This is a genomic window from Hyphomicrobium sp. 802 (assembly GCF_000526135.1).
GTDB lineage: Bacteria > Pseudomonadota > Alphaproteobacteria > Rhizobiales > Hyphomicrobiaceae > Hyphomicrobium_B.
Genome location: NZ_JAFM01000001.1, coordinates 1,394,002 through 1,418,391 on the forward strand (window position 1 = coordinate 1,394,002; position 24,390 = coordinate 1,418,391).

29 protein-coding genes and 1 tRNA gene are annotated in these 24,390 nt (G+C 59.4%); 11 read left to right on the forward strand and 19 right to left on the reverse strand.

Features of this window, described 5'->3' with window-relative positions; all coding sequences use genetic code 11:
• The first annotated feature begins 1 nt into the window (after nt 1).
• Entirely contained in the window at nt 2-829 is an 828-nt protein-coding gene (locus tag HYP802_RS0106915) for an alpha/beta hydrolase (protein WP_013946417.1), read from the forward strand.
• A gap of 75 nt (nt 830-904) precedes the next feature.
• Here HYP802_RS0106915 and rpsU read toward each other — a convergent pair whose 3' ends face one another.
• Nucleotides 905-1,258, reverse strand: coding sequence for a 30S ribosomal protein S21 (gene rpsU / locus HYP802_RS23535; RefSeq protein WP_013946418.1), 354 nt, complete (start codon nt 1,256-1,258; stop codon nt 905-907).
• 300 nt (nt 1,259-1,558) lie between these two features.
• Here rpsU and HYP802_RS23785 point away from each other — a divergent pair, with 300 nt between their 5' ends.
• On the forward strand, nt 1,559-2,119 hold the full coding sequence (locus HYP802_RS23785; protein WP_013946419.1) for a nuclear transport factor 2 family protein: 561 nt from the start codon (nt 1,559-1,561) through the stop codon (nt 2,117-2,119).
• Between the two features lie 8 nt (nt 2,120-2,127).
• Here the strand turns inward: HYP802_RS23785 and HYP802_RS0106930 are convergent, their stop codons facing one another.
• Both HYP802_RS0106930 and HYP802_RS0106935 read right to left on the reverse strand, forming a co-directional pair.
• Nucleotides 2,128-3,450, reverse strand: coding sequence for a glycoside hydrolase family 3 N-terminal domain-containing protein (locus tag HYP802_RS0106930; RefSeq protein ID WP_013946420.1), 1,323 nt, complete (start codon nt 3,448-3,450; stop codon nt 2,128-2,130).
• A 94-nt stretch (nt 3,451-3,544) separates the two neighbouring features.
• On the reverse strand, nt 3,545-4,405 hold the full coding sequence (locus HYP802_RS0106935; protein ID WP_013946421.1) for a transporter substrate-binding domain-containing protein: 861 nt from the start codon (nt 4,403-4,405) through the stop codon (nt 3,545-3,547).
• 384 nt (nt 4,406-4,789) lie between these two features.
• Here HYP802_RS0106935 and HYP802_RS0106940 point away from each other — a divergent pair, with 384 nt between their 5' ends.
• Nucleotides 4,790-6,076, forward strand: a complete 1,287-nt coding sequence (locus tag HYP802_RS0106940; RefSeq protein ID WP_244420971.1) for a glycosyltransferase — start codon at nt 4,790-4,792, stop codon at nt 6,074-6,076.
• Between the two features lie 12 nt (nt 6,077-6,088).
• On the opposite strand, the gene HYP802_RS0106945 is transcribed toward HYP802_RS0106940, so the two are convergent.
• Complete coding sequence (locus tag HYP802_RS0106945; protein WP_013946423.1) at nt 6,089-6,451, reverse strand: DUF3175 domain-containing protein; 363 nt, start codon at nt 6,449-6,451, stop codon at nt 6,089-6,091.
• Nucleotides 6,452-6,602: 151 nt separating this feature from the next.
• On the opposite strand from HYP802_RS0106945, the gene HYP802_RS0106950 reads away from it, so the two are divergent.
• Nucleotides 6,603-7,859: a cyclopropane-fatty-acyl-phospholipid synthase family protein gene (locus HYP802_RS0106950; protein WP_013946424.1), complete on the forward strand. Its 1,257-nt coding sequence runs from the start codon at nt 6,603-6,605 to the stop codon at nt 7,857-7,859.
• 15 nt (nt 7,860-7,874) lie between these two features.
• On the opposite strand, the gene HYP802_RS0106955 is transcribed toward HYP802_RS0106950, so the two are convergent.
• Together HYP802_RS0106955 and HYP802_RS23540 are read right to left on the reverse strand one after the other, a co-directional pair.
• The gene (locus HYP802_RS0106955) at nt 7,875-8,618 is read right to left on the reverse strand and encodes a lysophospholipid acyltransferase family protein (protein ID WP_013946425.1); all 744 of its coding nucleotides are present in this window, start codon (nt 8,616-8,618) and stop codon (nt 7,875-7,877) included.
• 160 nt (nt 8,619-8,778) lie between these two features.
• Complete coding sequence (locus HYP802_RS23540; protein ID WP_013946426.1) at nt 8,779-8,922, reverse strand: hypothetical protein; 144 nt, start codon at nt 8,920-8,922, stop codon at nt 8,779-8,781.
• Nucleotides 8,923-9,211: 289 nt separating this feature from the next.
• On the opposite strand from HYP802_RS23540, the gene HYP802_RS23965 reads away from it, so the two are divergent.
• Nucleotides 9,212-9,499, forward strand: coding sequence for a hypothetical protein (locus tag HYP802_RS23965; protein WP_024275415.1), 288 nt, complete (start codon nt 9,212-9,214; stop codon nt 9,497-9,499).
• A gap of 36 nt (nt 9,500-9,535) precedes the next feature.
• On the opposite strand, the gene HYP802_RS0106970 is transcribed toward HYP802_RS23965, so the two are convergent.
• Nucleotides 9,536-9,763, reverse strand: a complete 228-nt coding sequence (locus HYP802_RS0106970) for a hypothetical protein (RefSeq protein ID WP_013946428.1) — start codon at nt 9,761-9,763, stop codon at nt 9,536-9,538.
• Nucleotides 9,764-10,157: 394 nt separating this feature from the next.
• Here HYP802_RS0106970 and HYP802_RS0106975 point away from each other — a divergent pair, with 394 nt between their 5' ends.
• On the forward strand, nt 10,158-10,409 hold the full coding sequence (locus tag HYP802_RS0106975) for a hypothetical protein (protein WP_013946429.1): 252 nt from the start codon (nt 10,158-10,160) through the stop codon (nt 10,407-10,409).
• Between the two features lie 23 nt (nt 10,410-10,432).
• Here the strand turns inward: HYP802_RS0106975 and HYP802_RS0106980 are convergent, their stop codons facing one another.
• The 9 genes from HYP802_RS0106980 to HYP802_RS0107020 form a co-directional block, all read right to left on the reverse strand.
• The gene (locus HYP802_RS0106980; RefSeq protein WP_013946430.1) at nt 10,433-11,716 is read right to left on the reverse strand and encodes a GGDEF domain-containing protein; all 1,284 of its coding nucleotides are present in this window, start codon (nt 11,714-11,716) and stop codon (nt 10,433-10,435) included.
• A 183-nt stretch (nt 11,717-11,899) separates the two neighbouring features.
• Complete coding sequence (locus HYP802_RS0106985) at nt 11,900-12,778, reverse strand: arginine deiminase family protein (protein ID WP_013946431.1); 879 nt, start codon at nt 12,776-12,778, stop codon at nt 11,900-11,902.
• Nucleotides 12,775-13,368 carry an urea carboxylase-associated family protein gene (locus HYP802_RS0106990; protein ID WP_013946432.1) on the reverse strand — a complete coding sequence of 198 codons (594 nt, stop codon included), beginning with the start codon at nt 13,366-13,368 and terminating at the stop codon, nt 12,775-12,777. Before HYP802_RS0106990 ends, HYP802_RS0106985 begins: the two co-directional genes overlap by 4 nt.
• Entirely contained in the window at nt 13,365-14,153 is a 789-nt protein-coding gene (locus tag HYP802_RS0106995) for a creatininase (RefSeq protein ID WP_013946433.1), read from the reverse strand. Before HYP802_RS0106995 ends, HYP802_RS0106990 begins: the two co-directional genes overlap by 4 nt.
• 14 nt (nt 14,154-14,167) lie before the next feature.
• Nucleotides 14,168-14,881 carry an SDR family oxidoreductase gene (locus HYP802_RS0107000; RefSeq protein WP_013946434.1) on the reverse strand — a complete coding sequence of 238 codons (714 nt, stop codon included), beginning with the start codon at nt 14,879-14,881 and terminating at the stop codon, nt 14,168-14,170.
• Nucleotides 14,878-15,651: an SDR family oxidoreductase gene (locus tag HYP802_RS0107005; RefSeq protein WP_013946435.1), complete on the reverse strand. Its 774-nt coding sequence runs from the start codon at nt 15,649-15,651 to the stop codon at nt 14,878-14,880. Before HYP802_RS0107005 ends, HYP802_RS0107000 begins: the two co-directional genes overlap by 4 nt.
• A 25-nt stretch (nt 15,652-15,676) precedes the next feature.
• A complete protein-coding gene (locus tag HYP802_RS0107010; RefSeq protein WP_013946436.1) occupies nt 15,677-16,456 on the reverse strand; it encodes an ABC transporter ATP-binding protein in 780 nt (259 codons plus the stop codon).
• A gap of 10 nt (nt 16,457-16,466) precedes the next feature.
• On the reverse strand, nt 16,467-17,342 hold the full coding sequence (locus HYP802_RS0107015) for an ABC transporter permease (RefSeq protein WP_013946437.1): 876 nt from the start codon (nt 17,340-17,342) through the stop codon (nt 16,467-16,469).
• 32 nt (nt 17,343-17,374) lie between these two features.
• Nucleotides 17,375-18,403, reverse strand: a complete 1,029-nt coding sequence (locus HYP802_RS0107020; protein WP_013946438.1) for an ABC transporter substrate-binding protein — start codon at nt 18,401-18,403, stop codon at nt 17,375-17,377.
• A gap of 139 nt (nt 18,404-18,542) precedes the next feature.
• Here HYP802_RS0107020 and HYP802_RS0107025 point away from each other — a divergent pair, with 139 nt between their 5' ends.
• Complete coding sequence (locus HYP802_RS0107025) at nt 18,543-19,475, forward strand: LysR family transcriptional regulator (protein ID WP_013946439.1); 933 nt, start codon at nt 18,543-18,545, stop codon at nt 19,473-19,475.
• A gap of 145 nt (nt 19,476-19,620) precedes the next feature.
• Entirely contained in the window at nt 19,621-19,797 is a 177-nt protein-coding gene (locus tag HYP802_RS23545) for a hypothetical protein (RefSeq protein ID WP_013946440.1), read from the forward strand.
• 137 nt (nt 19,798-19,934) lie between these two features.
• On the opposite strand, the gene HYP802_RS0107035 is transcribed toward HYP802_RS23545, so the two are convergent.
• Together HYP802_RS0107035 and HYP802_RS0107040 are read right to left on the reverse strand one after the other, a co-directional pair.
• Entirely contained in the window at nt 19,935-21,755 is a 1,821-nt protein-coding gene (locus HYP802_RS0107035) for a methanol/ethanol family PQQ-dependent dehydrogenase (protein WP_024275421.1), read from the reverse strand.
• A 486-nt stretch (nt 21,756-22,241) separates the two neighbouring features.
• A tRNA-Gly gene (locus HYP802_RS0107040) sits at nt 22,242-22,315 on the reverse strand.
• 142 nt (nt 22,316-22,457) lie between these two features.
• Between HYP802_RS0107040 and HYP802_RS22165 the strand changes: the two genes are divergently transcribed.
• Both HYP802_RS22165 and HYP802_RS0107050 read left to right on the forward strand, forming a co-directional pair.
• Nucleotides 22,458-23,003, forward strand: a complete 546-nt coding sequence (locus HYP802_RS22165) for an FUSC family protein (RefSeq protein ID WP_013946444.1) — start codon at nt 22,458-22,460, stop codon at nt 23,001-23,003.
• A 90-nt stretch (nt 23,004-23,093) separates the two neighbouring features.
• A complete protein-coding gene (locus tag HYP802_RS0107050) occupies nt 23,094-23,393 on the forward strand; it encodes a hypothetical protein (RefSeq protein ID WP_013946445.1) in 300 nt (99 codons plus the stop codon).
• 98 nt (nt 23,394-23,491) lie between these two features.
• Here HYP802_RS0107050 and mscL read toward each other — a convergent pair whose 3' ends face one another.
• Nucleotides 23,492-23,881: a large-conductance mechanosensitive channel protein MscL gene (mscL, locus tag HYP802_RS0107055; RefSeq protein WP_013946446.1), complete on the reverse strand. Its 390-nt coding sequence runs from the start codon at nt 23,879-23,881 to the stop codon at nt 23,492-23,494.
• A gap of 239 nt (nt 23,882-24,120) precedes the next feature.
• Here mscL and HYP802_RS0107060 point away from each other — a divergent pair, with 239 nt between their 5' ends.
• Nucleotides 24,121-24,381, forward strand: a complete 261-nt coding sequence (locus HYP802_RS0107060) for a DUF4212 domain-containing protein (protein WP_013946447.1) — start codon at nt 24,121-24,123, stop codon at nt 24,379-24,381.
• Nucleotides 24,382-24,390: the final 9 nt, after the last annotated feature.

Consider the following 24,390-nt stretch of genomic DNA (forward strand, 5'->3'; position numbering starts at 1 on the left):
CGTGCTTTTGGTTCTCAAATACATTCTGATCACTCTCGTTCTCCTCTATGTCGTCGTGGCGGGGGCGATGTATGTGGCGCAGCGGCGGTTCCTGTATTTCCCCGATCCCGTGCGCACGGCGCCCGCGGCTGCGGGGCTCGTGGGCGTGTCTGAACTCGTCATTCCGACACCTGACGGCGAGAAGCTGATTGCCTGGTACCGCAAGGCGCGGCCAGGTCAGCCGACGCTGCTTTATCTTCACGGCAATGGCGGTTCGCTGGCATTCCGCGCTGAGACGATGCGGAAATATATCGAGCATGGACGCGGCATGCTCATGCTGGCGTACCGAGGCTTCAGCGGTTCTACGGGGTCGCCGACGGAAACGGCCAACGTGGCGGATGCGAAACTCGCTTACGAGACGCTGATCCGCGACGGCGTGAAACCCCACGATATCATTCTGTATGGCGAATCGCTTGGGTCGGGCGTCGCGATCCAGGTAGCGAAGGACGAGAAGGTCGAGGGGCTCATCCTTGATGCGCCCTACACGTCCATTCTTGAATTGGCGTCGGCGGAGTTTCCGTGGCTACCGGTCCGCTTGCTGCTCAAGGACCGGTATGAGTCGATCAAATACATCCATGACGTCCATGTGCCGATTTTCATCATGCATGGGGATGCCGATGAGGTCGTGCCGGTCGAGATGGGGCGCCGGCTGTTCGCTGCCGCCAATGAGCCGAAGGAGATCAAGATCATTCCCGGCGGAGGGCACGTCATCCATGACGGACCGACGTTCGCGTTCGTGAATGGCTGGATCGACAGGCTGCGCGCGGGGAAGTTGCTGGCGCGCGACTAAACAGACCTTTCAGCAAAACAAAAAGGCCCGCGGACATCGCGAGCCTTGATTGTGTCGTCGCTTTGCAGCGATGGCTTAGAAGCTGCTGCCGGTGCTGCCGCTGCTGGCTCCGCCAGCGCCGCCGCCGTTCTGGCCGCCGCGGAAACCGCCGCCTGCACCGCCCTGGCCGCCACGACCCGGGCCACCCTTGCCACCAGCGCCGCGCGCTGTTGCGGGCTTGCTCGGAAGGAGACCTTCGCGCTGCAGCTTCTTGCGGGCGAGCTTGCGAGCGCGGCGCACCGCCTCGGCTTTCTCGCGGGCTCTCTTTTCAGAAGGCTTTTCAAAATGACCGCGGAGCTTCATCTCGCGGAAAACGCCCTCGCGCTGCAATTTTTTCTTAAGCGCCTTGAGAGCCTGATCAACATTGTTGTCGCGAACGAGAACCTGCAAGCAGTTGTATCCTCTGAAGAAATTCTGTCTCTTGAATGCGCAAAAACACCGACTCCGGAGGTTTGGCCGCCGGTGTCCGCGCGTGTTCTGGGCCGTCTTGTATCAAAGACGATGGAGATTGGCAATCGGCAGGACGGGAATTCCGTCAGGGGCGCCGCTAGGGCGAACAATACGCCAAATGGGACCTTTCGGCCGCGGAATTTCGCCTTTTCGGTTAAGGCGGCAACCGAAATTTCACGCACAGCGGGAATCATAACATCAAGAGAGGCTTGGACAGCTTCGCCTGCGAAAGGATCGCCTATGACAGGATCCTGGAATGCCCGGCCATTGCTCCGAGCGATCGGTCTTCTGATGATCGCCAGCGCCGGAGGAGCCTACAGCCCGGCCAAGGCGGATGGCCAAACAGACGGACCGGGGTGCGCCAAGCTTTCCGAGGTCCAGATGGTTCAATTGCTCAATGGCTGGCGCGCAGCGTTCGTGAGCGGGAGCGCGGAACAGCTTTCGACCCTTTATGCTGATGATGCAACTCTGGTCGCGACCAAGGACGGCAAGGTCTACAAGGGTCGCGACGCGATCCGAACCTACTATCAGGATTTCTTTTCCCGGCATCCCCGGCTGTCGATCCGCCCGGCATCGCTCGTTGCCGGATGCGGTTCGGCGACCGTCAGCGGTCCCGTGATCTATCGCATCACCGGCGAGCGCAAAGGGACGCGGATGTTGCTTGGCGGGCGGTACAAGACCGAATTCGAACGTGTCGGCGAGAAGTGGGAAATTGTTCGCCATTCGCTCGCGGCCGATCCGAGGACCATCGGCGAGCCGTTCGAGAAGACGCTGACCAAGCCTCCTGCATCCGATCTTTGAGGCGCGTCTTACTGCTGCGCCTGAACGGGAGCGGACGGTGGCAGGTCGCGATCGTCGACGAAGACGTAGCGCTTCAGCCGCTCGCGCGTCTCGTTTTCGCGCGCGATTGAGATTTCGCCCTTCTGGTCGGCTTCGATCAACGCGGACATCAGGATGTCGTAGCTCTTGTCGACGCTGCACAGCAGGATCAGATCGACCCCTGCATCGAGCGCTTTGACGGCCGCGCCGCCCAAGCCGTCGCGCGATTTCGTGACTGCGCCCATGCTGAAGTCGTCGGTGATGAGCAGGCCGTCGTTTTCGAAGCGCGGACGCACGACCTTGTTGATGACGATATCGGAGAAGGACGCCGGCGTCGTGCTGTCAATGGTGTCGAGCCGGACGTGGCCAAGCATGGTCGCAACGCCGGGCTCCGTCATTACGCGGCGGAACGGCACCCAATCGGTCAGTTCAAGCTGGCTTGCGCCGGTGCTGATGTCTGCCGACGTTACGTGTGTGTCGCGCGTAACGCGACCCAAGCCGGGGAAATGCTTCAGCGTGCAGATGATGTTGAATTTCGTCAGGGTATCGCAGTACCAGCCCGCGACTTTGGCGACGAGGTAGGGATCGTCGTCAATGGCGCGCCAATAGATACGGGTTTCGCCGTCGTTGCGATTGGGCTTGCCGAGCCGCAGATCGACGACAGGGCCAAAGTTCATCGTGATGCCGAGGCGTTCCAGTTCGCGCGCTTGCGTTTCGGCATATTGGCGGACGGCTTTTTCGCGATCGCTGTCGGTCTTGAGCTTGGCGATGAGCATGCCGAGCGTCGGCTGCCACTTGAGCGGGGGCGAGAGCCGCGACACGTATCCGCCTTCCTGGTCGGCGGCAACGATGAGGCGGGGCAGGCCTTGCTGCCGGCGGATCATCTGCAGGTCGTCGATGTCTTTGGCGACGTCCTGAATTTTACGGCCCTGGACGTTGTGATCGGTGACGAAGATGCCGGCGATGGCCTTTTTCTCGACGAGCGGCTTGACCTGAGAAAAGCTATCGAAGCCGACGACGATGCGTCCGCCGAGACGTTCGAGCCGCTGCGGATCGGATGCAAGGATTTCGTCGCGCGTCAGAAGTTTTTGCGGCCGTTGCGGCAAGGCCGGCTGCGCGGGCTCGGCTTTTACTGCGAGCTTGGCACGTCTGGTTTTATTGCGGGCATGATAACGCGGCGAGTGGCGCTTATGATATTTGCGCGAGCCGGATTTGTGATAGCCGGAGCGCGCATCGGACGAGCTGCCGCCCGACACGATCAGTGCGGCTGACAGAATGGCGAGCAGCAAGGCGCGGATCACAGTTTGAATCATAGCTCGTCAAATTAGCTTGCGGATCGTGCCGTTGCGTGCCGATGCCGCATTAAGCTTGTTTTTTTATGGCCGTGCAGTGCACACCAGCCTCGTCTCAGTAAATTCTGACCGGAAAGTAGCGCTGGACGAGTTCTTCGAAACGTCCCGAAGCGCGAACGCGTTCCAGTGCTTTGTTCAGCAGGAGCCTAATCTGCGGATCGTTCTTGGGGACGGCGATGGCCATGCCGTCTCCAAAGAACTTGGGTTCCAGGAATGCACCGCCGCGCATTTCGCAGCACTGGCGCGATAGCGTACCGTTAAGCCAGAAAGCCAGCGAGATGCCGTCGTCGAACAGGAAGTCGGCCTTACCGGCGGCCAGCGCCTCTCGCGCCAAGTCGGGATTTTCGTAAATGACGAGCGGGCTGTCGTGGAAGAACGCACGGAGGAACGCCTCGTGCGGGGTGCCGCGGGCGACAGCAATGCGTTTGCCTTCGAGCTTGCCGGGCGTCATCCCCACGCGCGGCTCGTCCTTGCGGGCGGCGAAGCGACCCGGCGTGTGGAAGTAGCGATCGGTGAAATCGACTTGCTTCAGCGCCGCTGCCGTCACCTTGTGTCCGGCGATGACGGCGTCGGCCTCGCCCTTCAAAAGGTCGGGGATCAGCTCGTCCCAAGGGCGAACCTTGATATCGCAGGAAGTGTTGAGTTCGAGGCAGATGGCGCGGGCGAGATCGACGTTGAAGCCGACGAGCACGCCGTCTTCGTCGTAGAAATCGAACGGCGGATAGTCGTTGTCAGTCAGAAAGCGGATGACGACACGACGGGGCGGGGCGGCATCCTTCGATGCGCCGACGTTGGCAACGGCAGGGTCTGATCCTGATGCGTCCTGGGCTGCGACCGGCATCGCAAAGCTGAGCGCCGCGAAAAAAGCCACGGCCGTCGCCAGAAGTGCATGTCGGTTCAGTCGTTGCGCTTTCATTTCAAAAGAACTCCGAGTTCTCGTGTCCGCGATCGACGCCCATTCTTGGCTTTTAATTTTACGCATCTTGAGCATATAGTTTGTCACTGGCTGGGCGGCGTGACCGTCGGAGGGGCCAGTCAGGTGCATGCCATGCTGGGGACTCGGCCTAAAACGCCGACCACGCGGACATTCCGCGTGCCGCCACGTGTAACGCGCGGTCGTCCGCCGCCGTCTGGACGCGTGTTCGCTCAGCCCCCCTTTCAACGCGATATTGGGCAACTGGACCGTGCGGTCAACGATTTGCGACGGAGGGCACCGGACTTTTCCGCCGCTTCTCCGCTGCTTTTGTGGCAGCGGGTGCTTTTGTTCCTCACGCTAGCGGGTTTGACGGCCGGGCTTTTCTTGCTTGACGACTTCGGTCTCGTGCTCTGGTCGCTGACCATTGCGGTGCCGTTTCTGATGATTTCAGTCTTGCGGCTGGCGGCGCTCTGGCGTGTCGTGAGCGGCCATCAGGAAGCGGTCGACCCGCGATGGCTTGACCGGCGGTACGATAACCGGCTGCCGACATTTTCGGTCCTGGTTCCGCTCTATCGCGAAGTTGCCGTCGTGCCGGCGCTCGTCCGCGCGATGGGTCGGCTCGACTATCCGAGCGACAGGCTCGAAATTCTTTTCATCACCGAAGTAGATGATGCAGTGACGCGGCGTGCGCTTTTGCAAGCCGGGCTCGGCGCCAACATGCGTGTGGTGACGGTTCCGCGCGGCCAACCCAAGACAAAGCCCAGAGCGCTCAATTATGCGCTGCAGGAAGCGCGCGGCACGCTGGTGGCGGTGTTCGATGCCGAGGATCGCCCCGACCCCGACCAACTTCGTCTGGCGGCGATAGCGTTCGTTCGCGGCGGTCCGAGACTCGCATGCGTGCAGGCACGGCTTGTGGTGTTCAATCCGGACGACTCTTTTCTCAGCCGCCAATTTACGCTCGAATACGCGGCGCTTTTCGGAGGGGTGTTACCGGCGCTCGATTATTTGCGATTGCCTATTCCGCTTGGTGGGACGTCGAACCATTTTCGCCGCGACGTGCTTTTGAAATGTGGCGGCTGGGATCCGTTCAATGTCACCGAGGATGCCGACCTCGGAATCCGGTTGTCACGTCTTGGCTACGAGGTTTCGATCATCGATTCCGAAACCATGGAGGAGGCGCCGGTTACGTGGCGCGTCTGGCGCGGTCAGCGCACGCGCTGGATCAAGGGATGGATGCAAACCTATCTCGTGCACATGCGCCGCCCGTTACGGCTTTGGCGCGATCTTGGCGCCCGAAGGTTCTTAGGTTTTCAGGTGACCATCTCGGCCATGCTGATCTCGATGCTCGCGCATCCATGGTTCTATGTGCTCGTTGGGACGGAGGCCGTGCTCAGAGGTCGGGTCCTGCCGGAGAACGAATTTCTCTTCTGGCTCTTCGGAGCCAATCTGATCGTGGGATATGGTTCAGCGGCGCTGCTGATTTTAGTGACGTCTTTTTCAGCGGGCATATCGGGACGCGTGTTCTCCGTCGTCTTGCTGCCGATCTATTGGCTCGCGATTTCACTCGCGGCCTATGGCGCGATCCTCGATCTCGTCAGGAGACCTTTCTTTTGGGAGAAGACGACCCACGGCGTGCGCCGACAGGCTCGCATGGCGAGACAAAGGGCATGATTGGCGACGCCGCTATGCAGATCGTCCGAACGCCTTCCGTAATTCGACCTTGGCGCGATCGAGTGTCTGGCGTCGGCGGGCGGTGAGATTCTTTCCGGCGCGATTGATGTAAAACGTCAGCATCGACATGGCCGATTGGTAGGGCGTGCCCTTCCGGCGCTTGCTTCTTTCTGCCGATCGCTTCAGCGATTTGGCGATCTCGGATGGGTCGCGCCCCTCGAAGAGATGCGCCTTGAGATCGAGGGCATCGCTCGTCTTCGTCACTTGCGCAGACCAGCGATGCGTCGAGCGCGGGGATTTGCGAGCATTTTTCGTCGTCTTCGCTGAATGCGTTTTACGCTTCGTAACCGAAGCAATTTGATTTTTTGGCGCCATGTCTTCCTCGCTGCTTGAGTATTTTGACGCATGACAGAACGATGATGAAAAACCGACGCAAATCTGTTAAGTTCCTGGTGTCGACGGGAATTTGGCCGGAACCAAATTCCTTTCGTTGTGTTGAGTATTGGACATATTCGACGGCCTGCCCATGAAACGCCTGCTCCAATCGTTTCTGAAACAGTGCATCAAGACCGGAAGCCTCACGGTCGTCATGCCCAACGGTGATAGGCTCTCATCGGGGGACGGGACCGGGGTCCCTCTCGTCGTCACCCTCAAAGACAACAAAGCGGCGCGTGAACTTTTCTTCCATCCGCAGATGGCGCTGGGAGAACTTTTTACCGACGGCAGGCTGACCGCATCTGGGGGCACCGTTTACGATCTCCTGGAACTGCTAGGACACAATCTTCACAGCCTAACGCCGCCGCAGTTCGGTTGGCTGCAGCACACGCTGCGCAATCTGCTGGAGCCATTCCACCGCGCGAATTCCGAGGGCAAGTCGCGCGATAATGTCCACCATCATTACGATATCGACGATCGCATCTATGAGCTCTTTCTCGATTCCGATCGTCAGTATTCGTGCGCCTATTTCGAAACGCCGGACCAGGATCTGGAGACCGCTCAGCTCGCGAAGAAGCGGCACATCGTGTCGAAGCTTCTCGTCAAGCAGGGCACGAAGGTTCTCGATATCGGCAGCGGCTGGGGTGGCATGGCGCTCTATCTGGCGGGTATTGCCGGCGCCGAGGTAACTGGCGTTACGCTTTCGCCGGAACAGCTCAAAGTTTCGAAGCGCCGCGCCAGCGAGAGGGGCCTTGCGAAACGCATTGATTTTCGCCTGCAGGACTACAGGGCGCTGACCGAGACGTTCGACCGGATCGTCTCAGTCGGGATGTTCGAGCATGTCGGTCTCAAGGATTATGAGACGTACTTCAAGACGGTTCGGCGATGCCTGAAGGACGACGGCATCATGCTCTTGCATTCGATCGGTCGGCTCGACGGGCGCAGCGCAATGAACCCGTGGTTCGAGAAGTATATTTTCCCCGGCAGTTACGTTCCGTCTCTGGCGGAGGTGTTCCCGGCCATCGAGAAGGCCGGTCTGATTGTTACCGATGTTGAGGTCTTGCGCCTGCATTATGCCGATACGCTGCTGGCGTGGCGGAAGCGGTTCATGGCACGGCGCGCTGAAGCCGCCGCACTGCTCGGCGAGCGCTTCTGTCGAATGTGGGAATTTTATCTGGCCGCGGGTGAGGCTGGTTTTCGATACGGCGGCTTGATGGTCTTCCAGATCCAGCTTGCCAAAAAAATCGACAGCGTGCCGCGGACACGCGACTACATCGCAACGGAAGAGGATCGTCTGCGTAAGCGTGAGAAGCAGGCCAACGCAGATCACACGGTCGCGGCAGAATAGCCGCGTCTTCCGCTCTTAAAGAAACAGGCGCGGCGTTCCGCTCTGCTTGTTGCCGGTGAGGGGGTGGCGGTCGGTTGCCTTTGCCAATTCGTAGGCGCGCGCTGTGACTGCGTTCAGCGAAGCCTCGACCGCAAGGCGGGCTTTCTCCAACGCTTCGTCGTCAGCATCGGGCGAGACGAAAATGGGCTCGCCTGCAACCCAAGCCAACCGTGACAAAGGCAAGTTCACCGTCATCCTGCTCCAGGTGTTGAGCACTAGGAAGCGAGATGTTGCTGCTGCAACCGGGATAATTGGACGGCCAGAGAGCCGTGCGAGCGTCACGATGCCCTCGCCCGCGACCCGTGGGCGTCTTGGTGGGATGTCGGCCGTCATGGCGACGATGGAGCCGCTTTCCAGCGCCTTCACTGCCGCGCGAAGTGCGTAGGCGCCCCCGCGATCTCGCTTGCGGTCTCCGGCGCCAGCGCCACGGATCGCAGAGATTCCGAAGCGGGCCAGAACCTGAGCGACGAGCTCGGCGTCGCCGTGGCGGGCAACCATAGCTTCGACCCGATATTCGCGGGTGTTCAGATCCGGCAGCATCATGAATTGCCCATGCCACATGGCCATGATGAATGGCACCTGGGCGCGAAGGCGATCGAGGAAATCGGCCGGCTCATAAACGGTGGATGATGTTCGTCTGACGGTCCGAATAAGACCGGCGACGAAGCGGCTGGACGCACTGATGGCGAAGCGATTTGTTTTGGAAGGCTGACGAACCATTATCTTGTCGCGCGCGTCGTCGTTCCGAAATGTAAAACAGTGGGGGCGGGATAGTCCGCTTGAACGAAAGTTAGCTCAAGTGTGGCAAGAGGCAATTGCATCGCAATACTTAGCAACGGGTGATTAGTAGGAGACGTTTACGCCGCGGACGGTGGGTCTTCTAGATCAGCATTTCAATTCCATAAGTGATGATGAGCGCAGAGGTCATTGCAACCACGATGCAGATCAGGGAAATAAGGACGTAATAGCCGTCCGATGCGTGATCGTCCTCGCAGAGAGGAATTTTTCCGGCCTGCTTTTGCATACAGAAATCCAACGGATAAACTGTTTTCCAAATTTGAAGCGGGCGGCATAGGGCTCTTTGCGAGCCCATACAAGCTGCGGCAGCAGAAATTCTGGGCTGCGTTTTCGCGTGGAGCCTGCGGCGCTTCGTCCGAGGACGGTTTTCCGGCTCCGCGTGGGGCAGACAAGCAATCCGTGGCAGCGACCGCTTTCAGGCCCCGATAGGGCAGCGCTGACGTGACGGACGCCGTTTGAGGCAAAGGCCGAATGGCACCGATATCATAGGCAACTGTGGCGCGATTGAAGCGCGGATGACAGCGGCGTTCATGATGAATTCATCGGCACAGGCAGAAAAAGGAGGTCATGCTGCAGCGCAGCTAAAATGCTCGTGCAAGGACTTTACGAGGGTGGCAATGGACAAATATCGCGTCGTCGTCTGGTGTGAATCCTGTCGCGGAGACGACGAAGGCTGTTTCGGGGGATCGTCGGAGGTTATCGGCGCCCAATTCGAAACCTGGGAAGAGGCAGAAAAGGCCGGCGCTCATTATTGTTTTGACCTGCCGTACCGCTACCGCGTCGAGCAGGCCGATATGCACTAAAATTTCGGTTGAAACGGCGGTTTAGAGCGGGTGGCGTCACGCAAGGCGCATAAGTTCCCGCTCCTGGCCGAGAGCCTCTTTGAGCGTCTTCTGGGCCATCTGCATTTTTCGCAGCATGTCCTCATAATCGACGGACGAATCGAGAGCTTCCGCGAGCAGGTAGTCCGCCTGCTCGACCTTGGCCTCAAGGTGGGCGATCCGCGACCGGGCATCGAATAGCTCTACCGGCTGATTATTACTGACTGCGATGCTTTCAACGGTCATGAGCATTATCCTAATTTATATTCTGGACAAAACGCGTTAGCCGAGGCCTTGGTTCCCCCAGCCTTCGTGAGCTGTTCGTCGCTGATGGACGCGGAAAACCGAGCGTTTAAAACCGATCGGCCATTTCCGCTGGCGCTCGGTTGCTGGGCGCGCATCGGTGCGCAAAGGCATTGCACAAGGCAACTGCCAATCGCGCGGACGGTGAACGGTATTTTAATCATCCGGTAACCGATTTTAACCCCTGCCGCCCGTCTGGGGTCTTTTCGCCGCGCTTTCGAGAGCGCACATTCATAATGCGGCCATTGCGCGATCGGTCACGGGGATCCGGTTGGATTCGGACGGCCTGCAGACTGTTGAGGGACTGACGGAGGCGAGACGAAGCGAGGAAAGAGCCATGGCCCTCTATTCTGGCGGCGACCGTAACGACGACTCTCAATTCGGTATTGGCATGCGCGATGGTGATGGCGTGCTCGATGCCTTGATCATTCTTCTGCTGGTCGGATTTTCGTTTGCGCTTTGGTTCGTGTGCGGAGCGCTGCGTCCGATGCTGGACGATACCAATCCGAGCTTGATGGCCCATCCGGCACCGATGTCGGGGCCTTACATCGCGGGCTCAGTGCAGCCTCAAGACTTGTCGGGAAGATAGTGCGGATTTTTTCTGACTAGGTCTTAGATGCGGCGGGTTAAGCGCGCCTTGCGTTGGGAGTGATGGTGTGCAGCTTCCGCCACAGCGCCGTAGACGTTCGCCCGCTCGGCTTCTGAGCCTTCCAGATCGATCGGAACAATGCTGTCCTTCTGCTGCCGGATGTCCTCGCGGCTTGAAAAGAGAATGACGCGATTGCGTCCGGACCGTTTGGCGACATAGAGAGCGGCGTCAGCCTGAATGATTAAGTCGTTCAACATCGTTTGGTCGCCGACCTTGGATATTCCGACGCTGACCGAGCTGCCAAACAGCTGAGCGTCGGAAAAAAAGCGCTTCTCGGCGAATTTCTTGCGGATGCGCTCGGCCACGAGCAGGGCCGCCTTCAGTGTCGCGTCGGGAAGTAGAATGGCGAATTCCTCACCACCGAGGCGCGCAGCGAGATCGCCCTCGCGGACGGTGTCCCTCAGAATTTCAGCAAACGTCTGCAGCACGGTATCGCCGATCTGATGGCCATAAACATCGTTGACTTGCTTGAAGTGATCGACGTCAAAAACGACGACCACGATGCCCGTCGGCGCACGAAATGCGGCGGCGCGATCGAAGAACGCGCGCCGATTGTAGAGGCCGGTCAGGGAATCCGTTTCGGCCTCGCGCTTGTGGCGCCGTGTCAGACGAATTTGATTGAGACCGAGGGAGAGCGCGCCGATCGCGGCCGTATCGGCGAGGCAAACGATGAGGTTCAGATTTTCGGCCCAGTCGTCGGGCGGGCGGTTCATGATCCATTCGCCCTGCTGTGCCAGAGCAAAGGCACAGAGGCCGAATGACAGGCCGCCTACAACATAAAGGGTTGCGAGTGTCGTGAGCAGGAGCGGAGATTCGTGGCGGCAACGCCAATATTCGATCCCCGTTTGGCATAAGATCAGCATCGCCGCGAGATTGAACACGATGTAGCAAAGGCCGTCATAACCACTAACCATCATGGTTGTGGTGAGAACGCTGGCGATGAGCGCGCTGGCAACCATCAGTTTGGCGGGAAGCAATCCGGTGCGGAATTGGTAGGCAGCTCCGAGAAAGAATACCAACCCGATTTGAAGCGCCGAAAAAGCTACGATGCCGACCGAAGGCGAATAGTGCGCGACAAAATTGCTGTAGGCCAGAATGCTGACGACTAGGCTCGTCGAGCCGAGCGTCCACGTCATCAGGGTGCGGTCAGACTGCGAGACCAGCCAGCTCACAAAGAACGTCAGCGCCACCCCTGCGCTGCAGAAGCTCAGAGCGATCAGCAATGAATTATAATCAAGCAGAATCATACCCGGACAATACCGACAAATCCTTTGCCGAGAATGACCGATGGGCCTCAGGGCCGCCTCATATGCAACAATTCAGTATTGTTTGGCCAGTCCAATTAGGCCGGTCACGGAAGACTAAATGAACAGGCAGCCGCTATCCTCGCTGCCTGATGATCATTTGTGAGGCGTTGGGCACAAATCGCCTCAGAGCGGATCGCGCCGCAGGGCCTGACAGAGGCAGTGTGGGCCGCCGCCGCCCAGCGTGAACATCCGGAGGTCAGGATCGAAGACCTTGATGCCGTGGGCGCGCATGCGGGCGTTCAGATCCTTGTTCGCTGCGGTCGACAACACGCGGTCGTTGCCGAGAGCGACGATGTTCGTGCCGAGCTGTGTCGCATCATGATAGGAGACGGGTAGAATTTCGTAGCCCTTCGATTTCAGAAGATCGAGGAACCACGGCTGGTGCGCGTCGGGAGCGACGGCAACGAGCTTTTTGTTGATGAATCCGACCGACACGTCGAGGTGCACGAAATGCGGTGGGAAGGGCACGGCGTAAGCCTCCCAGCCTTTTTCCCGGAACCACGCGCACATCTGCTCGGCGCCTTCCTGCTCGGAGCGTTCGCCGCCGTAGCCGCAGAGGACAAATCCCGGTTCGACGACCATGAAGTCGCCGCCTTCGAAATGGCCGGCGGTGATCATGTTCCAGATCGGGATTCCGGCTTCTTCGTAGAACTTCAGGACCAACGCATAGTCACCGCGGCGGTAGCGGGTTTGCAGCATGGTGATGACGGCGCCGAAGGGCGTCATCACGCTCGAGTCACGAGCGAAGACGCCGTATTTCAGCTCAGGCCGCGCATCGAGCCAATGACAGGTGACGCCCGCCTGCTCGAAGACATCGACCATTTCGCGATGCTGTGACATGGCCGCTTGGGCATCGAAGCGGAGTCCGAGCGCGAGCGTCTGCCGGGAAACGGCGCCGACGGGCCGCCATTCGAAAAAGTCAGGTTTGCCGAGAAGAACATGCCGGAGCACGCCGGTTTCTGAATCGAGTCCCCACGGAATGGAGACGGTCGTCGTGCTCATGCCAGAACCTCGTAGTGCGCGTCCGTCGGCGCGCCTTTGTTGATGCAGATGATGTCCTGCGGGCAGGCGGACATCGCGACGATGCAATTCATCTCGGCTTTCAGCACGACGTAGTCGCCGGGTTTCGAGACAGGCTCTTCCCAGCCGATGGTGCCATCGGTCTTCACCGGAATGTTCATCCAGAGATTGAGGGGGGAGGGCACTTCAGGCGGTGTCAGACCGAGGCCCGCCATACCGGAGCGTAGATTGTCGGCGCAGTTGTCGTGGTAATCGGCGACGCCCAGGCCTTGATAGCGATAGATATCGCATGCGGCGATGAAGGTGTCGTGGATGCCGGGCGAGGTGTCTTCGACGAGCGTCAGGATTGGGCGTCGCTTGTTGGTGACGAGCTTGTCGCCGGGCATTGGGCGAATGCGGTCGATGGCGGCGCGCATGTGCTCCATCGAGAGGAACTCGCTCAGATCGTCGGCGTTGAAGGCCCACGTATCGACGACCTGATGGCCATGCGTGTTGATGATCTTGATCGATTGCCCGGCTTTGAGCGCGACAGCGCGGCCCTGGCGCGCCGGGACGACGTGGATATCGCTCATGGCTTCACCTTTGCATTTGGAAATTCTTTGCGGATCGCGGCGGCGACGCCTTCGGCATAGTCGTTCGCCAGCAGCTTGCCCTTTTCCGCCGAGCAGCCGTGTGCGGGCGACAGCACGCCGGAGCAAGGCACCAGTCCTGTGCGCGTCGGGTATATGTCATAGGGCGGAAAGCTCGCGGGCTTGTCGTCGGGGAGCGCCGACAAATCGACGAGATGCGGATGATGATGGAGCATCAGAGACGTTTCCATCACGGCGGCGTGCTCGAGATCGTAGCCGGGGAAGCCGTCAGGAAAAATCTTATCGAGCGTCTCGCGCTTGGTGAAATCCCAATATTCGAGGCGCATGACCTCGAAATCATGAATGCCCATATAGGCGAGCTCACGACGGGCGAGATCGACGCCTTCGATCGTGAACATCATGTTTTCGTAGTGGCCGTTGATGAGAACGAGCTGGCGCGCGCCGTGGCGTGCAAACTCTTTGATGACGTCACGCAGTACGTGAGCAAGTGTATCGGCGTCGAGACTGGTCGTGCCGCAGAAGTGATTGCCGCCGCCCATCTTCGGCTGCGACTTGTAGCCGAACGAGAGGACCGGCGCGACGACAGCCTCGATCTGTTTTGCGACATCGGCTGCAACGGCGGTCGCGAGCAGGGCATCGGTGCCCATTGGCAGATGTGGGCCATGCTGCTCGGTGGCGCCGGTTGGGAGCAAGATGATTGCACCGTCTTCGATGCGTTTCTGGTACGTCGTCCAGCTCATCTCATTCATAAAGATGCGGTCGGTCATGCTTGTTCTTTCCTTCAAACCATCGAGGCGCCGCCGTTGACGCCTAGAACTTGGCCGGTGACGAACGTTGCGCCGGGGCCGGCGAGAAACAGGACGGCTTCCGCGACTTCTTCCGGTTTGCCGATGCGGCCGAGCGGATTGGACGTTTCAAGGCGTTTCCATTCGTCGGGCAGGTTTTCGAAATCGAGAAGCGGCGTGTCGGTTGGGCCTGGCGCCACGGCATTGACGAGAATGTCGGGGCCGAATTCCTTCGCCCAGCAGCGCACCATAGCGCTGACGCCGGCTTTAGTGGCGCAATAAGCAGCGTGATGTTCGCGTCCGAGCTGAGCCAGCTCGGAACTGAAGAGAATGATCCTGCCGCCCTTGCCGCGGCTTTTCATCATACGTACTGTTTCGCGCGTCACGAGGAACGTGCCGACGAGATTAACGTCGAACACCTTACGGACATCGGCAACGGGCGTTTCGAGTAAGGGGCCGTAGCGAAAGATGGCAGCCGAATTGGCCATGACGTCTATGCCGCCAAGCGCGCTATCGGCGGCGGCGATCGCTTCTGCAACTTGGATCTCGTCGGTGACGTCAAGCTGAAACGACAGGCCCTTCTCGATCGGTTCGAAATCGAGGCGAGCGACGCGCGCGCCTTTCTTCTCGAAGAGATCGGCCGTCGCAAGCCCGATGCCACTTGCGGCGCCGCAAACGACGACTTTCAGATCTTTTAATTCTCTGCTCATCCAAGAAATTCTCCGCGGTCGACGCCAATGGCCTGTCCGGTGATGTTCGTGGCAAGGTCGCTGGCGAGAAAAAGGTAGAGGCCGGCGACGTCCTGCGGCTCCATCAGGCCGGGGAGGCACTGGGCGGCGACGACATCGTCGAAGATGTCGGCTTCGCTGCGCTTGGACCGCGTGGCCATGACTTTCGCCGAACGAACCGATGCGACGGTGCGGACCCAGCCAGGGCAGACGGCGTTGACGGTGATGCCTCGCGGTCCAAGCTCCCGTGCGAAAGTGCGCGTCAAGCCGACGACAGCGTGCTTCGATGCGATGTAGGCGGCGAATTCGCCGACGGCGCTTTTGGACCAGACGGACGCAGTGTTGATGATACGCGCACCGGTCTTCAGAAGCGGTAGCGCGGTGCGCGTGACGTTCCAGGTGCCGCGGACGTTGATGTCCATGATGCGGGCGAACGTGGCATCAACCTCGTCGCTTGGGTCCGTCAGGGGCGTGATCAATTCAAGGCCGGCGTTGTTGACGAGAACGTCTAGCTTGGAAATTTCCGAGAACGCCTTGGCGACATCGGACTTGTCGGTGATATCGGCGACGAAGGCACGAACAGGGCGGCCGTACGCCTTCGAGATTTTGTCCGCGGCCTCATGCACGGTGTCGTCGTCGGCGAGGATTGCTAAGTCGGCGCCGGCTTCGGCGAAGCCCTCAGCGATACCAAAACCGATGCCGCGGCTCGCGCCCGTCACGAGGACGCTTTTATTTTTGAGATTGATACACATCTGCTTTCCTGCGGCGCTTTGCGCCCTAATTGTCGTGGCCCGCTGCAGCGCGGACGAATTTCAAAACTTCCGTTCGCAGCTTGAAGAAGCGCTCGCTATCGCGAAGCTCCAGCGTGCGATCAGGGCCGAGAGCTGCCGCAATATCGACTTCCTCAAGCATGCGTGCGGGGCGCTTGGAGAAGACGATGATGCGGTCGGCGAGAAAAACTGCTTCGTCGACGTCGTGCGTGACGAAAATGATTGTCTTGGCGTCCTGCTGTTGGATGCGGCGCAGCTCGATCTGAAGATCTTCTCGGCGCTGCGCATCCAATGCGCCAAAGGGTTCGTCCATTAACAGAACGTCGGAGCCTGCAGCGAGCGTTCGGGCGATGGCGATGCGTTGGCGCATGCCGCCTGAGACCTTGTTCGGATAGGCGTCGGCGAAGTCGCTGAGGCCGACGAGCTGCAAGTAATGTGCAAGGCGCGTCGCCTTGCGTTCCGGCGTCATATCGAGACGGTACTTCATGCCGTAGGCGACATTCTCGGCGACGGTCAGCCAAGGAAACGATGAGTAGGACTGAAAGACCATGCCGCGGTCGCGGTCCGGCTCGCGGATTGGTTGGCCGTCGAGGCGGATTTCACCGGTGCTTGGCGTTTCCAGGCCGCCGACCATGCGCATCAGCGTCGTCTTGCCGGAACCAGAGGGGCCGAGGAAGACGATGAATTCGTTGCGCCTGACGGTGAGGTCGAACGTTGGCGCGACGACTTCTAGATCGCCGAAATATTTCGCGATGCCGTCGAATACGAGATAGGGAGCTGGTGCCACGGCGCGCCTCTCAGAGATAACGGAAATAGCGCTTGTGGACGAGGCGCAGGATCTGATCGGTCAGCAGGCCAATCAAGCCGATGGTGACGACGCCTGCCATGACCTCGGAGGTGTTCATGTAGCGTCGTGCCGCCCAGATGACGAAGCCGAGGCCGTTATCGGCGGCGACGATTTCCGCGATGATGAGATAGGTCCAACACCAGCCGAGCGTGATGCGCAAGTTGTCGAATAGGCTCGGTAGCATGGCGCGGAAGGCGACGTCTTTCAGCATCTGGAAGGGACGTGCACCGACGGTGTAGGCGATCTCGACGTATTCCTGAGGCACGCGGCGCATGTCGTCGGCGACGAGCAGGACGAGTTGAAAGAAGGTGCCGAGCCAGAGAAGAAAGATCTTCGTCGTTTCGCCGACGCCGAACCAGATGATGCTCAGCGGGACGAGAGCGGGAACCGGCAGATAGCGGATGAAGTCGACGATCGGCTCCAGGGCGGCGCCGACGCCGCGGAAGCTTGACATCGCGATGCCGATCGGGATCGCCATTACGACGGAAAGAGCGAAGGCCACCCACACGCGCAAGGTCGAGACACCTGCATTCCAAAGCAGATGCTTCTGCGTGATCATGGTCCACAGAGTTTCGACGGTGACGCTGGGGGGTGGCAGGAAGAGCGAGTTGATCCAGCCGAGCCGGGTCGAAATTTCCCATGCCGCGATGACGAACAGGCTGGCGCAAATCGACGTCAGGATTTGCGCCCGCCTCGACAGTGTGCCCCGGAACGCGAAGAACTGGTTCCGGGTGCGGTACGCCGCGCGCGGCGCCTTGGCGTTCGGCGCCGCTGCCGGTTTCCGTTCGACCACTGCTGCCGTCGATACTGTTGCTTTGCTCGTCACGAGATGGCCTGGCTCGCCTGGTTCGCGGCTGATTATTTCAGGTCGGCTTCAGTGATGCCGGAGACGATCGAATTGTCGATTTGGTCTGCGGCCTTGAGGTCGTGATCGGCCGCGCCGTTTTCCAGGTTCAGCTTCATGACTTCGCCAAAGACTTTGTACAGCGAACCGGGGGCGCCGGGTTTGCCGAAATATCCGGCCGTCTGTGCATAGCCGGTATATTCGAGGCTGCCGTCAATAGAAGCGGCGAACTCTTCCGGCGTCAGGTTGAAGTGCGGTGCTGCCAGCTTGATGAAGTCCGCTTTGTTGCTCTTGAAGTAGTCGATCGCTTTGAAGATGCCGATCATGAACTTCTTGTACTTCTCGGGGTTCGCCTTCAAGTCGTCCTGGCGGACGATGATGACGTCGACGATGATGCCGGGATATTGCGCCGACGAGATCAGCAGGTGCGGATTGCGCTGCTTGATCTTGTCGAGGGCCTGCGAAAGGTTCGGCTGATAGGAAACAACGGCGGAGATCGATGGATCGGCGAAGACGGCGACGGTATCGGCGGTCGCGATCTGCTTTACGTCGAGGTCAGCAAGCGTCAAGCCTTTTGCCTTGAGCGCCATCTGAAGGAGCAGCCGGCCTGGGATGTTCGGCTCGGATGCGACGGTCTTGCCCTTGAGCTGTTCAACGGAGGTGATGTCACCCGGCGCGATGACGCCGTCACCGCCAAGTGACTCGTCGATGGTGCCGATGATGACGCCAGGCGTCTTGGCATCGCGCGGCTTGCCCTGATATTCGCCGACGGTGCGCATATCCATCTCGATGTCCTTGCGGTCCATCGCGGCCATGACGTTGGCACGTTCGTCCTCGAACTTGATGTCAACGTCGATGCCAAGCTTTTTGAAGTAGCCAAGATCCTGCGCGACGAAGACCGGCGCGTATCCGCTCCAGGTCGGGCAGAGAATGCGAATTTTCTCGTCGGCATGCGCAGCGGTTGCGGCGACCGATACGCCAGCCCAAAGCGCCACTGCCAGACCGACGCCGGTGAACCGGCGGAAACCTATTGCCATATGCATGGTCATAACCCCTCGCTGACGACACCACTTCGGCAATAGAGAGTTGGCTAAAATAACATCTATGAAAATATTGATTATTTGAACGATACATTGAAAACTGCCGATGTGATATGATGCTGCTTTGTGCGAAGGAGTTTCGGTGCGTCGGCTCGATAACATCGATATCCGCCTTTTAAGGGTGTTTATGACGCTGGTTGAAGCCGGTAGCTTCGCCGATGCTCAGATTGCGCTCAATCTCTCCCAACCGACCCTCAGCACCCACCTTGCGGCGCTTGAGCGCAGGCTCGGTGCGCAATTGTGCGTGCGCGGACGACGAGGGTTCCGGCTGACGCCTTTCGGCGAAGCAACCTATATCGCGACCCAAAAGCTCTTTGCGGAGATTAGCTCCTTCGAGGAACGGGTCGGTCAGTACAACGGTCAACTCGTCGGGAGGCTTCGCATCGGAATCGTCGATGGCATCGTCACGAATTCGGCGCTCGGGCTGCAGCACGTCGTCGGCCGCTTCATGGAAAACGCCGAGAACGTGTTCATCGATCTTGAACTCGGAACACCGAATCACCTTGAGCAAGCCATCGCGGATGGTCGCCGCGACGTTGTCATTGGACCGTTCTCGCAGAAAGCGCCGGGTGTGACGTACGTTGCTTTGCACCGCGAGCCGCATGGACTCTATTGCGGCAAGGGGCATCCGCTGTTCGATGCGCCGACATCCGCGATCACGCGGGAAGCGATCGAGAAGGCGCAGTTCTCGGTGCGCGGTTATCGGCAGTTCGACGATCTCTACCGCGCCGATCATCCGCGTGCGTCAGGCAACGTCGTTCAGATGGAAGCGCAGGTGATGCTGATCCTGTCCGGCTATTTCATCGGCTTCCTGCCGCGGCACATCGGTGAGAGCTGGTCAAAGCAGGGATCGATGCGCGAGCTCCGGCCGCAAACCTATCAGTTCGTGTCGAGCCACTTCGCGGCCTATCGGAAAAGCGACGGTGACCGGCAGCTCGTGCGCAGCTTCGTGCGCTTCCTCAGTCAGCATGCGAACCAAACGCGCAAGGGGGGTGCGGTTGGTAAAGCGGCCTGACGCTCATCAGAGCTTCGGCAGATCGTTTCGGAAAATCTGATTTAGCGCGGATCTTGATCCAGGGGGATTGCTGCATCCGTTGATGCGGATCAATTGCGCCGCGCTCTGCGCTCCTACTCTGTCTCAAATTCTTTGGGAGGCAGCCATGACAACGGTCGAATTCTATTATCTGGCGATCTGCATTGGAGCGATGTGCCTTTTCGCGTTTGCGCTGAGCTACAACGCAACAAGCTGGAAAAGCTGGAAGCAATCGCAGACAGCAAAGTCGTCTGCCGCTGACGCAGGTGAGCATGTGAAGCCCCAGGAAAAACTGGCGGCTTAGAGCCAACACATTCCGCCTGTCCGTGCCGGCAGTAAAAAAGGGAGAGGACCCGCGGTCCTCTCCCTTAAATTTTGTCTGATCGGTTTTCCCAGCGGATGTGGGATGGCCCAGGCTGCGCCGGGCCATCTCGCAGATCGTTAGGGCAGTGCGAACACGGTGAGCGAGCCACCGAGGTTCGAGTAGGAAGCAAGGCCCGAATAACCGCCGACAGCGCCGAGGCCGTCGTTCGGGTTCGTCAAGCCAGCTGCCAGACCGATGCCGGCCCAGCCGCCGATGCCCGAGAGAACGCCGACATACTGCTTGCCACCCTGCATGTAGGTGAAGACGTTGCCGATAACGCCCGACGGGGTCTTGAACTTGTAGAGTTCCTTGCCGGTCTTCTGGTCGACGGCTTTGAAGTAGCCTTCGAGCGTGCCGTAGAAGGCGACGCCGCCAGCGGTCGTCAGAGCGCCAGACCACACCGAGAACTGCTCAGGCTTCGACCAGACGATCTTGCCCTTGCCTGCGTCCCAAGCGAGGAACGTACCCATGCGCTCCGGCTTATCCGGGCCAGGGAACATCGAGAGCGTCGCGCCGACGAACGGCTGACCTGCGGCGTACGAAACCTTGAACGGCTCGTAATCCATGCAGACGTGGTTGGCGGGAACGTAGAACAGGCCCGTCAGCTCCGAGTAGGAAGCCGGCTGTTCGTCCTTCGAGCCGAGAGCGGCAGGGCAGATGCCCTTCGTGTCGAAGTCTGTGCCGTGAGCGAAGGTCGAGTACTTCTTCACGCGGACCGGACGACCGTAGTCGGGGCTCGACTTGTCGAGGTTGATGCTGGTCGCCCAGTTGACGACCGGATCATACTTTTCGGCGACGAGAGGTTCGCCCGTGGCACGGTCGAGCGTGTAAGCAAAACCGTTACGGTCGAAGTGGACTTCGACTTTACGCTTTTCGCCTTTGACATCGATGTCGGCGAGGATCGGCTCGTTGATGCCGTCATAATCCCACTCGTCGAACGGCGTCATCTGGTAGGCCCACTTGGCCATGCCGGTGTCGGGATCGCGCGCAAAGTGCGTCATCGACCACTTGAGATCGATCGGCTTGCCGTCCTTGCCAGCGCGCTGAACCGGGTTCCACGTGCCGGGGTTACCGGTTCCGTAGTACACGAGGTTCAAGTCCGGATCGTAAGCCATATAGCCCCAGGTCGTGCCGCCGCCGATCTTCCACTGATCGCCGCTCCACGTCTTGAGCGAAGAATCTTTGCCGACCGGCTTGCCGAGCGACATCGTCTTCTCGGGGTCGATAAGCATTTCAGCGTCCGGACCCGTCGAGTAGGCGCGCCAGACTTTCTTGCCGGTGTTTTCGTCGTATGCGGTCAGCGAGCCGCGGACGCCGTATTCGCCGCCCGAAATGCCGACGAGGACCTTGTCCTTGACGATGAGCGGAGCGGACGTGCCGGTTTCACCCATCTTCGGATCGCCGTTGGCGACCTTCCAGAGTTCCTTGCCGGTCTTGGCATCAAGAGCGACCAGCGTCGTGTCGGCCTGATACATGAAGATCTTGCCGTCGGCGTACTGGAGGCCACGGGTAACCGTGTCACAGCACATGACTGAGATAACGGACGGATCCTGCTTCGGAACGTACTTCCAAACGATCTTCTGTTCGTCGGCGAGGTTCAGGGCATAGACGACGTTCGGGAACGGCGTCACCATGTACATCTCGTTGCCGACGACGAGTGGGCTGCCTTCATGGCCGCGCAGAACGCCGGTCGAGAACGTCCAAGCCACCTGGAGCTGGCCGACGTTTTCTGTCGTGATCTGGTTAAGTTTCGAATAACGATGACCGGCGTAATCGCCGTTTTGAGTGGCCCAATTGTTCGGGTCGCTCGTCGCTTTAATGACGCTTTCATTCGCCCAAGCGGACGAACCCAGCGAAGCGGACAATGCCAGCCCCGCCGCTAGAATCTTTCCACGCATTGTAGTCCTCCAATTCACGACTTGACACGTCTTCGGCGGGTGCCGAAAGCCGTGCGCAACCGCCGGCGGAAGCCGGCATTCAATTTCCCTCTTTTATATTGTTTTTGTCATATATTCGGGCAGCGATGATGCGAAAATCATCACTGGTACCGTTCGGGATTTGAACGTCTTCTCAGGATGTTGCGGCGACGGGGCGAAGCCCGGAACAGCAACCGGGCGCAATCAAGTTCATATTCCGCAACGCGTCAACTGCGATTGCCGATTAGTGGATGCGACAATTGGAAATCCTACCCGTGACATTCAGCACGATTTCCCGATTTCTCTATTGTTGAGCGAAATCATGATGGTGACGCGACATATCAGCCTTGCATTTCGCGAAGAGAGAAATTCGGCGCGCAAATTTCGATCAATAACAATTCTAGATGAATTGCGATCTCAACTCCGGATCAATGCCGACTTTATGTGATTAAAAATTCAGCGGCGTGATGGAGCGGGCGAAGGGAATCGAACCCTCGTATGCAGCTTGGGAAGCTGCCGTTCTACCATTGAACTACGCCCGCGAAGGCCGTGATTTTCCGGGTTTTGACACTTTCACGATGTTCCCGCAAGCCGTACGATCGCTGGTAGCCGCGTTGTCCCTAGGGTACTGCGCTGAGGGGCGACAACGCGCCGAAAGGCGTCGATCACGACGATAGAGATCCGATGACAAGAGAAGCATGGGCGCGGCACGTTGCATTCGTGCTGCGCTGCTCGGGTGCGGCGACACTCTCTTATATGCTTGCGAACGCCATCGGGCTGCCGCACCCAGTGTGGGCGGCGATGTCCGGCGTCATTGTCGGGCAGGAAAAGCTGGACGAGACGCGAAGCGCGACCATAGGGCGGTTGTTCGGCACGGTCGTCGGCGTCGTCGTTGCGGTTACAATCGGATCTCTTCTCGAACCGCTTCATGCCGATGTCGTCGTGCAGATGGCGGTCGCAGTGGCCGTCGCGGCGATCATCGCGCGGCGTTACCCGATGCTCCGGGTCTGCATGTGGACGTGTCCGATCGTCTTTCTCAGCACCGACGCGGCGACACCGTTGGCTGTCGTCGGTTTTCAACGGGGTGCGGAAGTTCTGCTTGGCGGGATCGTTGGCGCGCTGCTGCACGGGCTATCGGAAACGGTCATCTCCGCCATAGTGACGGCGGCGCCCGAAAAGCCGGAGGAGGCGAAGCCTAAAGCCGCTTCTCTGCCGATTCACGATGACTGAGTGCTCCGAGGAAGTATTTACAAAAATTGATCGGGGCCGCGTCGGCGAAGATGCTAGATATGGTGCGTCGAACTTCGGGGAGAGGGATGAATGCCGGGGGCCTTTAAATCGCTTTGGGCCGTTGTCGCGCTTGTCATGGGCGCTTGCGGTGGCTTGCTTGTCTCTCCCGCGGCTGCCGATGATACGAGTACGGCCAAGCGTGCGCCTTCAACGCTCGATCAGCAGATCAACCAAGCGGTCGGATCGGGCGGATCATCGTCGTCGGATATGGACGCGCGGATCAGGGATCTCGAAGCGACCCGCACGGAGATCGATCAGCAGAAAAAGCCGACCATCAGCCTCGGCGTCAGCGGCTGGGTCAATCAGCAAATGTTATACAACGTGAAGTAACGCGCTCGCCGATCAGGGAGGGGCGCAACAGTCTGAGAGCGCGCAACCATTCCGCTGGAATAGTCGCGCGCTGGCTGAAACATTATTGTGGGACGGCTTCAGGCTTTCTTCGCCAGAAGGTCGCGAATTTCCTTGAGATACTCTTCCGTCGGTGTCGGCGGGGGCGGGCCCGCAGCGGCCTTAGGCTTCTTCATCGTGTTGACGGCTTTGACGAGCAGGAAGATCGCGAAGGCGGTGATGAGGAACTTGATGACGGCGTTGAGAAACACGCCGTACCTGATCAGCACCGGGTCGGTCGGCGTGGGGATCGCAACCGAGAGACTGGAAAAGTCGATCCCTGCCATCATGTAGCCAATCGGCGGCATGACGACATTGTCGACGAGGGAAGACACGATTGGAGCGAAGGCGGCGCCCATGATTACGCCGACGGCGAGGTCGATGACGTTGCCTCGCATGGCGAATTCTTTGAATTCGTCAATTATGCTCATGCTGATTGTCCTTCCCTGCTGATATTGCCGTTCCCGTCCTGGGAACGTCGCGCCTTCGTCCTGGAAGGCTGGCACGCGATTCCCGCGGCGAAATGTTAGGGGATGATCTAGCGCAGGACAACGGAACGGCGGCCAAAATCCCCGGAGTAGCATTGGACAAAGGCCCTGGCCGACGGGCATAATGAGGGCGACAGGCGGTGGGGCGCCGAGCGCGAAAGCGGCGACTTTGGGGGATCCGGATGATTGAACGGAAAGAACGCAAGCCCTACTGGCGCCATACCAAGTGGCAGGTCATTGCGAGCATCATACCGTTTCTGGCACTGGTCATCGTTTTGCCGCTCTATGCCGAGCAATTGAACTCCAGCCGGTTCCTAGGGTTTCCGCTCGGGTACTTTCTTGCGGCTCACGGATTTTTCGTGATCGCCCTGATAACGGTCGCGAGCTACGTCAACCGCCAGAATGCCATCGATCACTGGCACGGCGCGCACGAAGATATGTGAGGCGGGAGC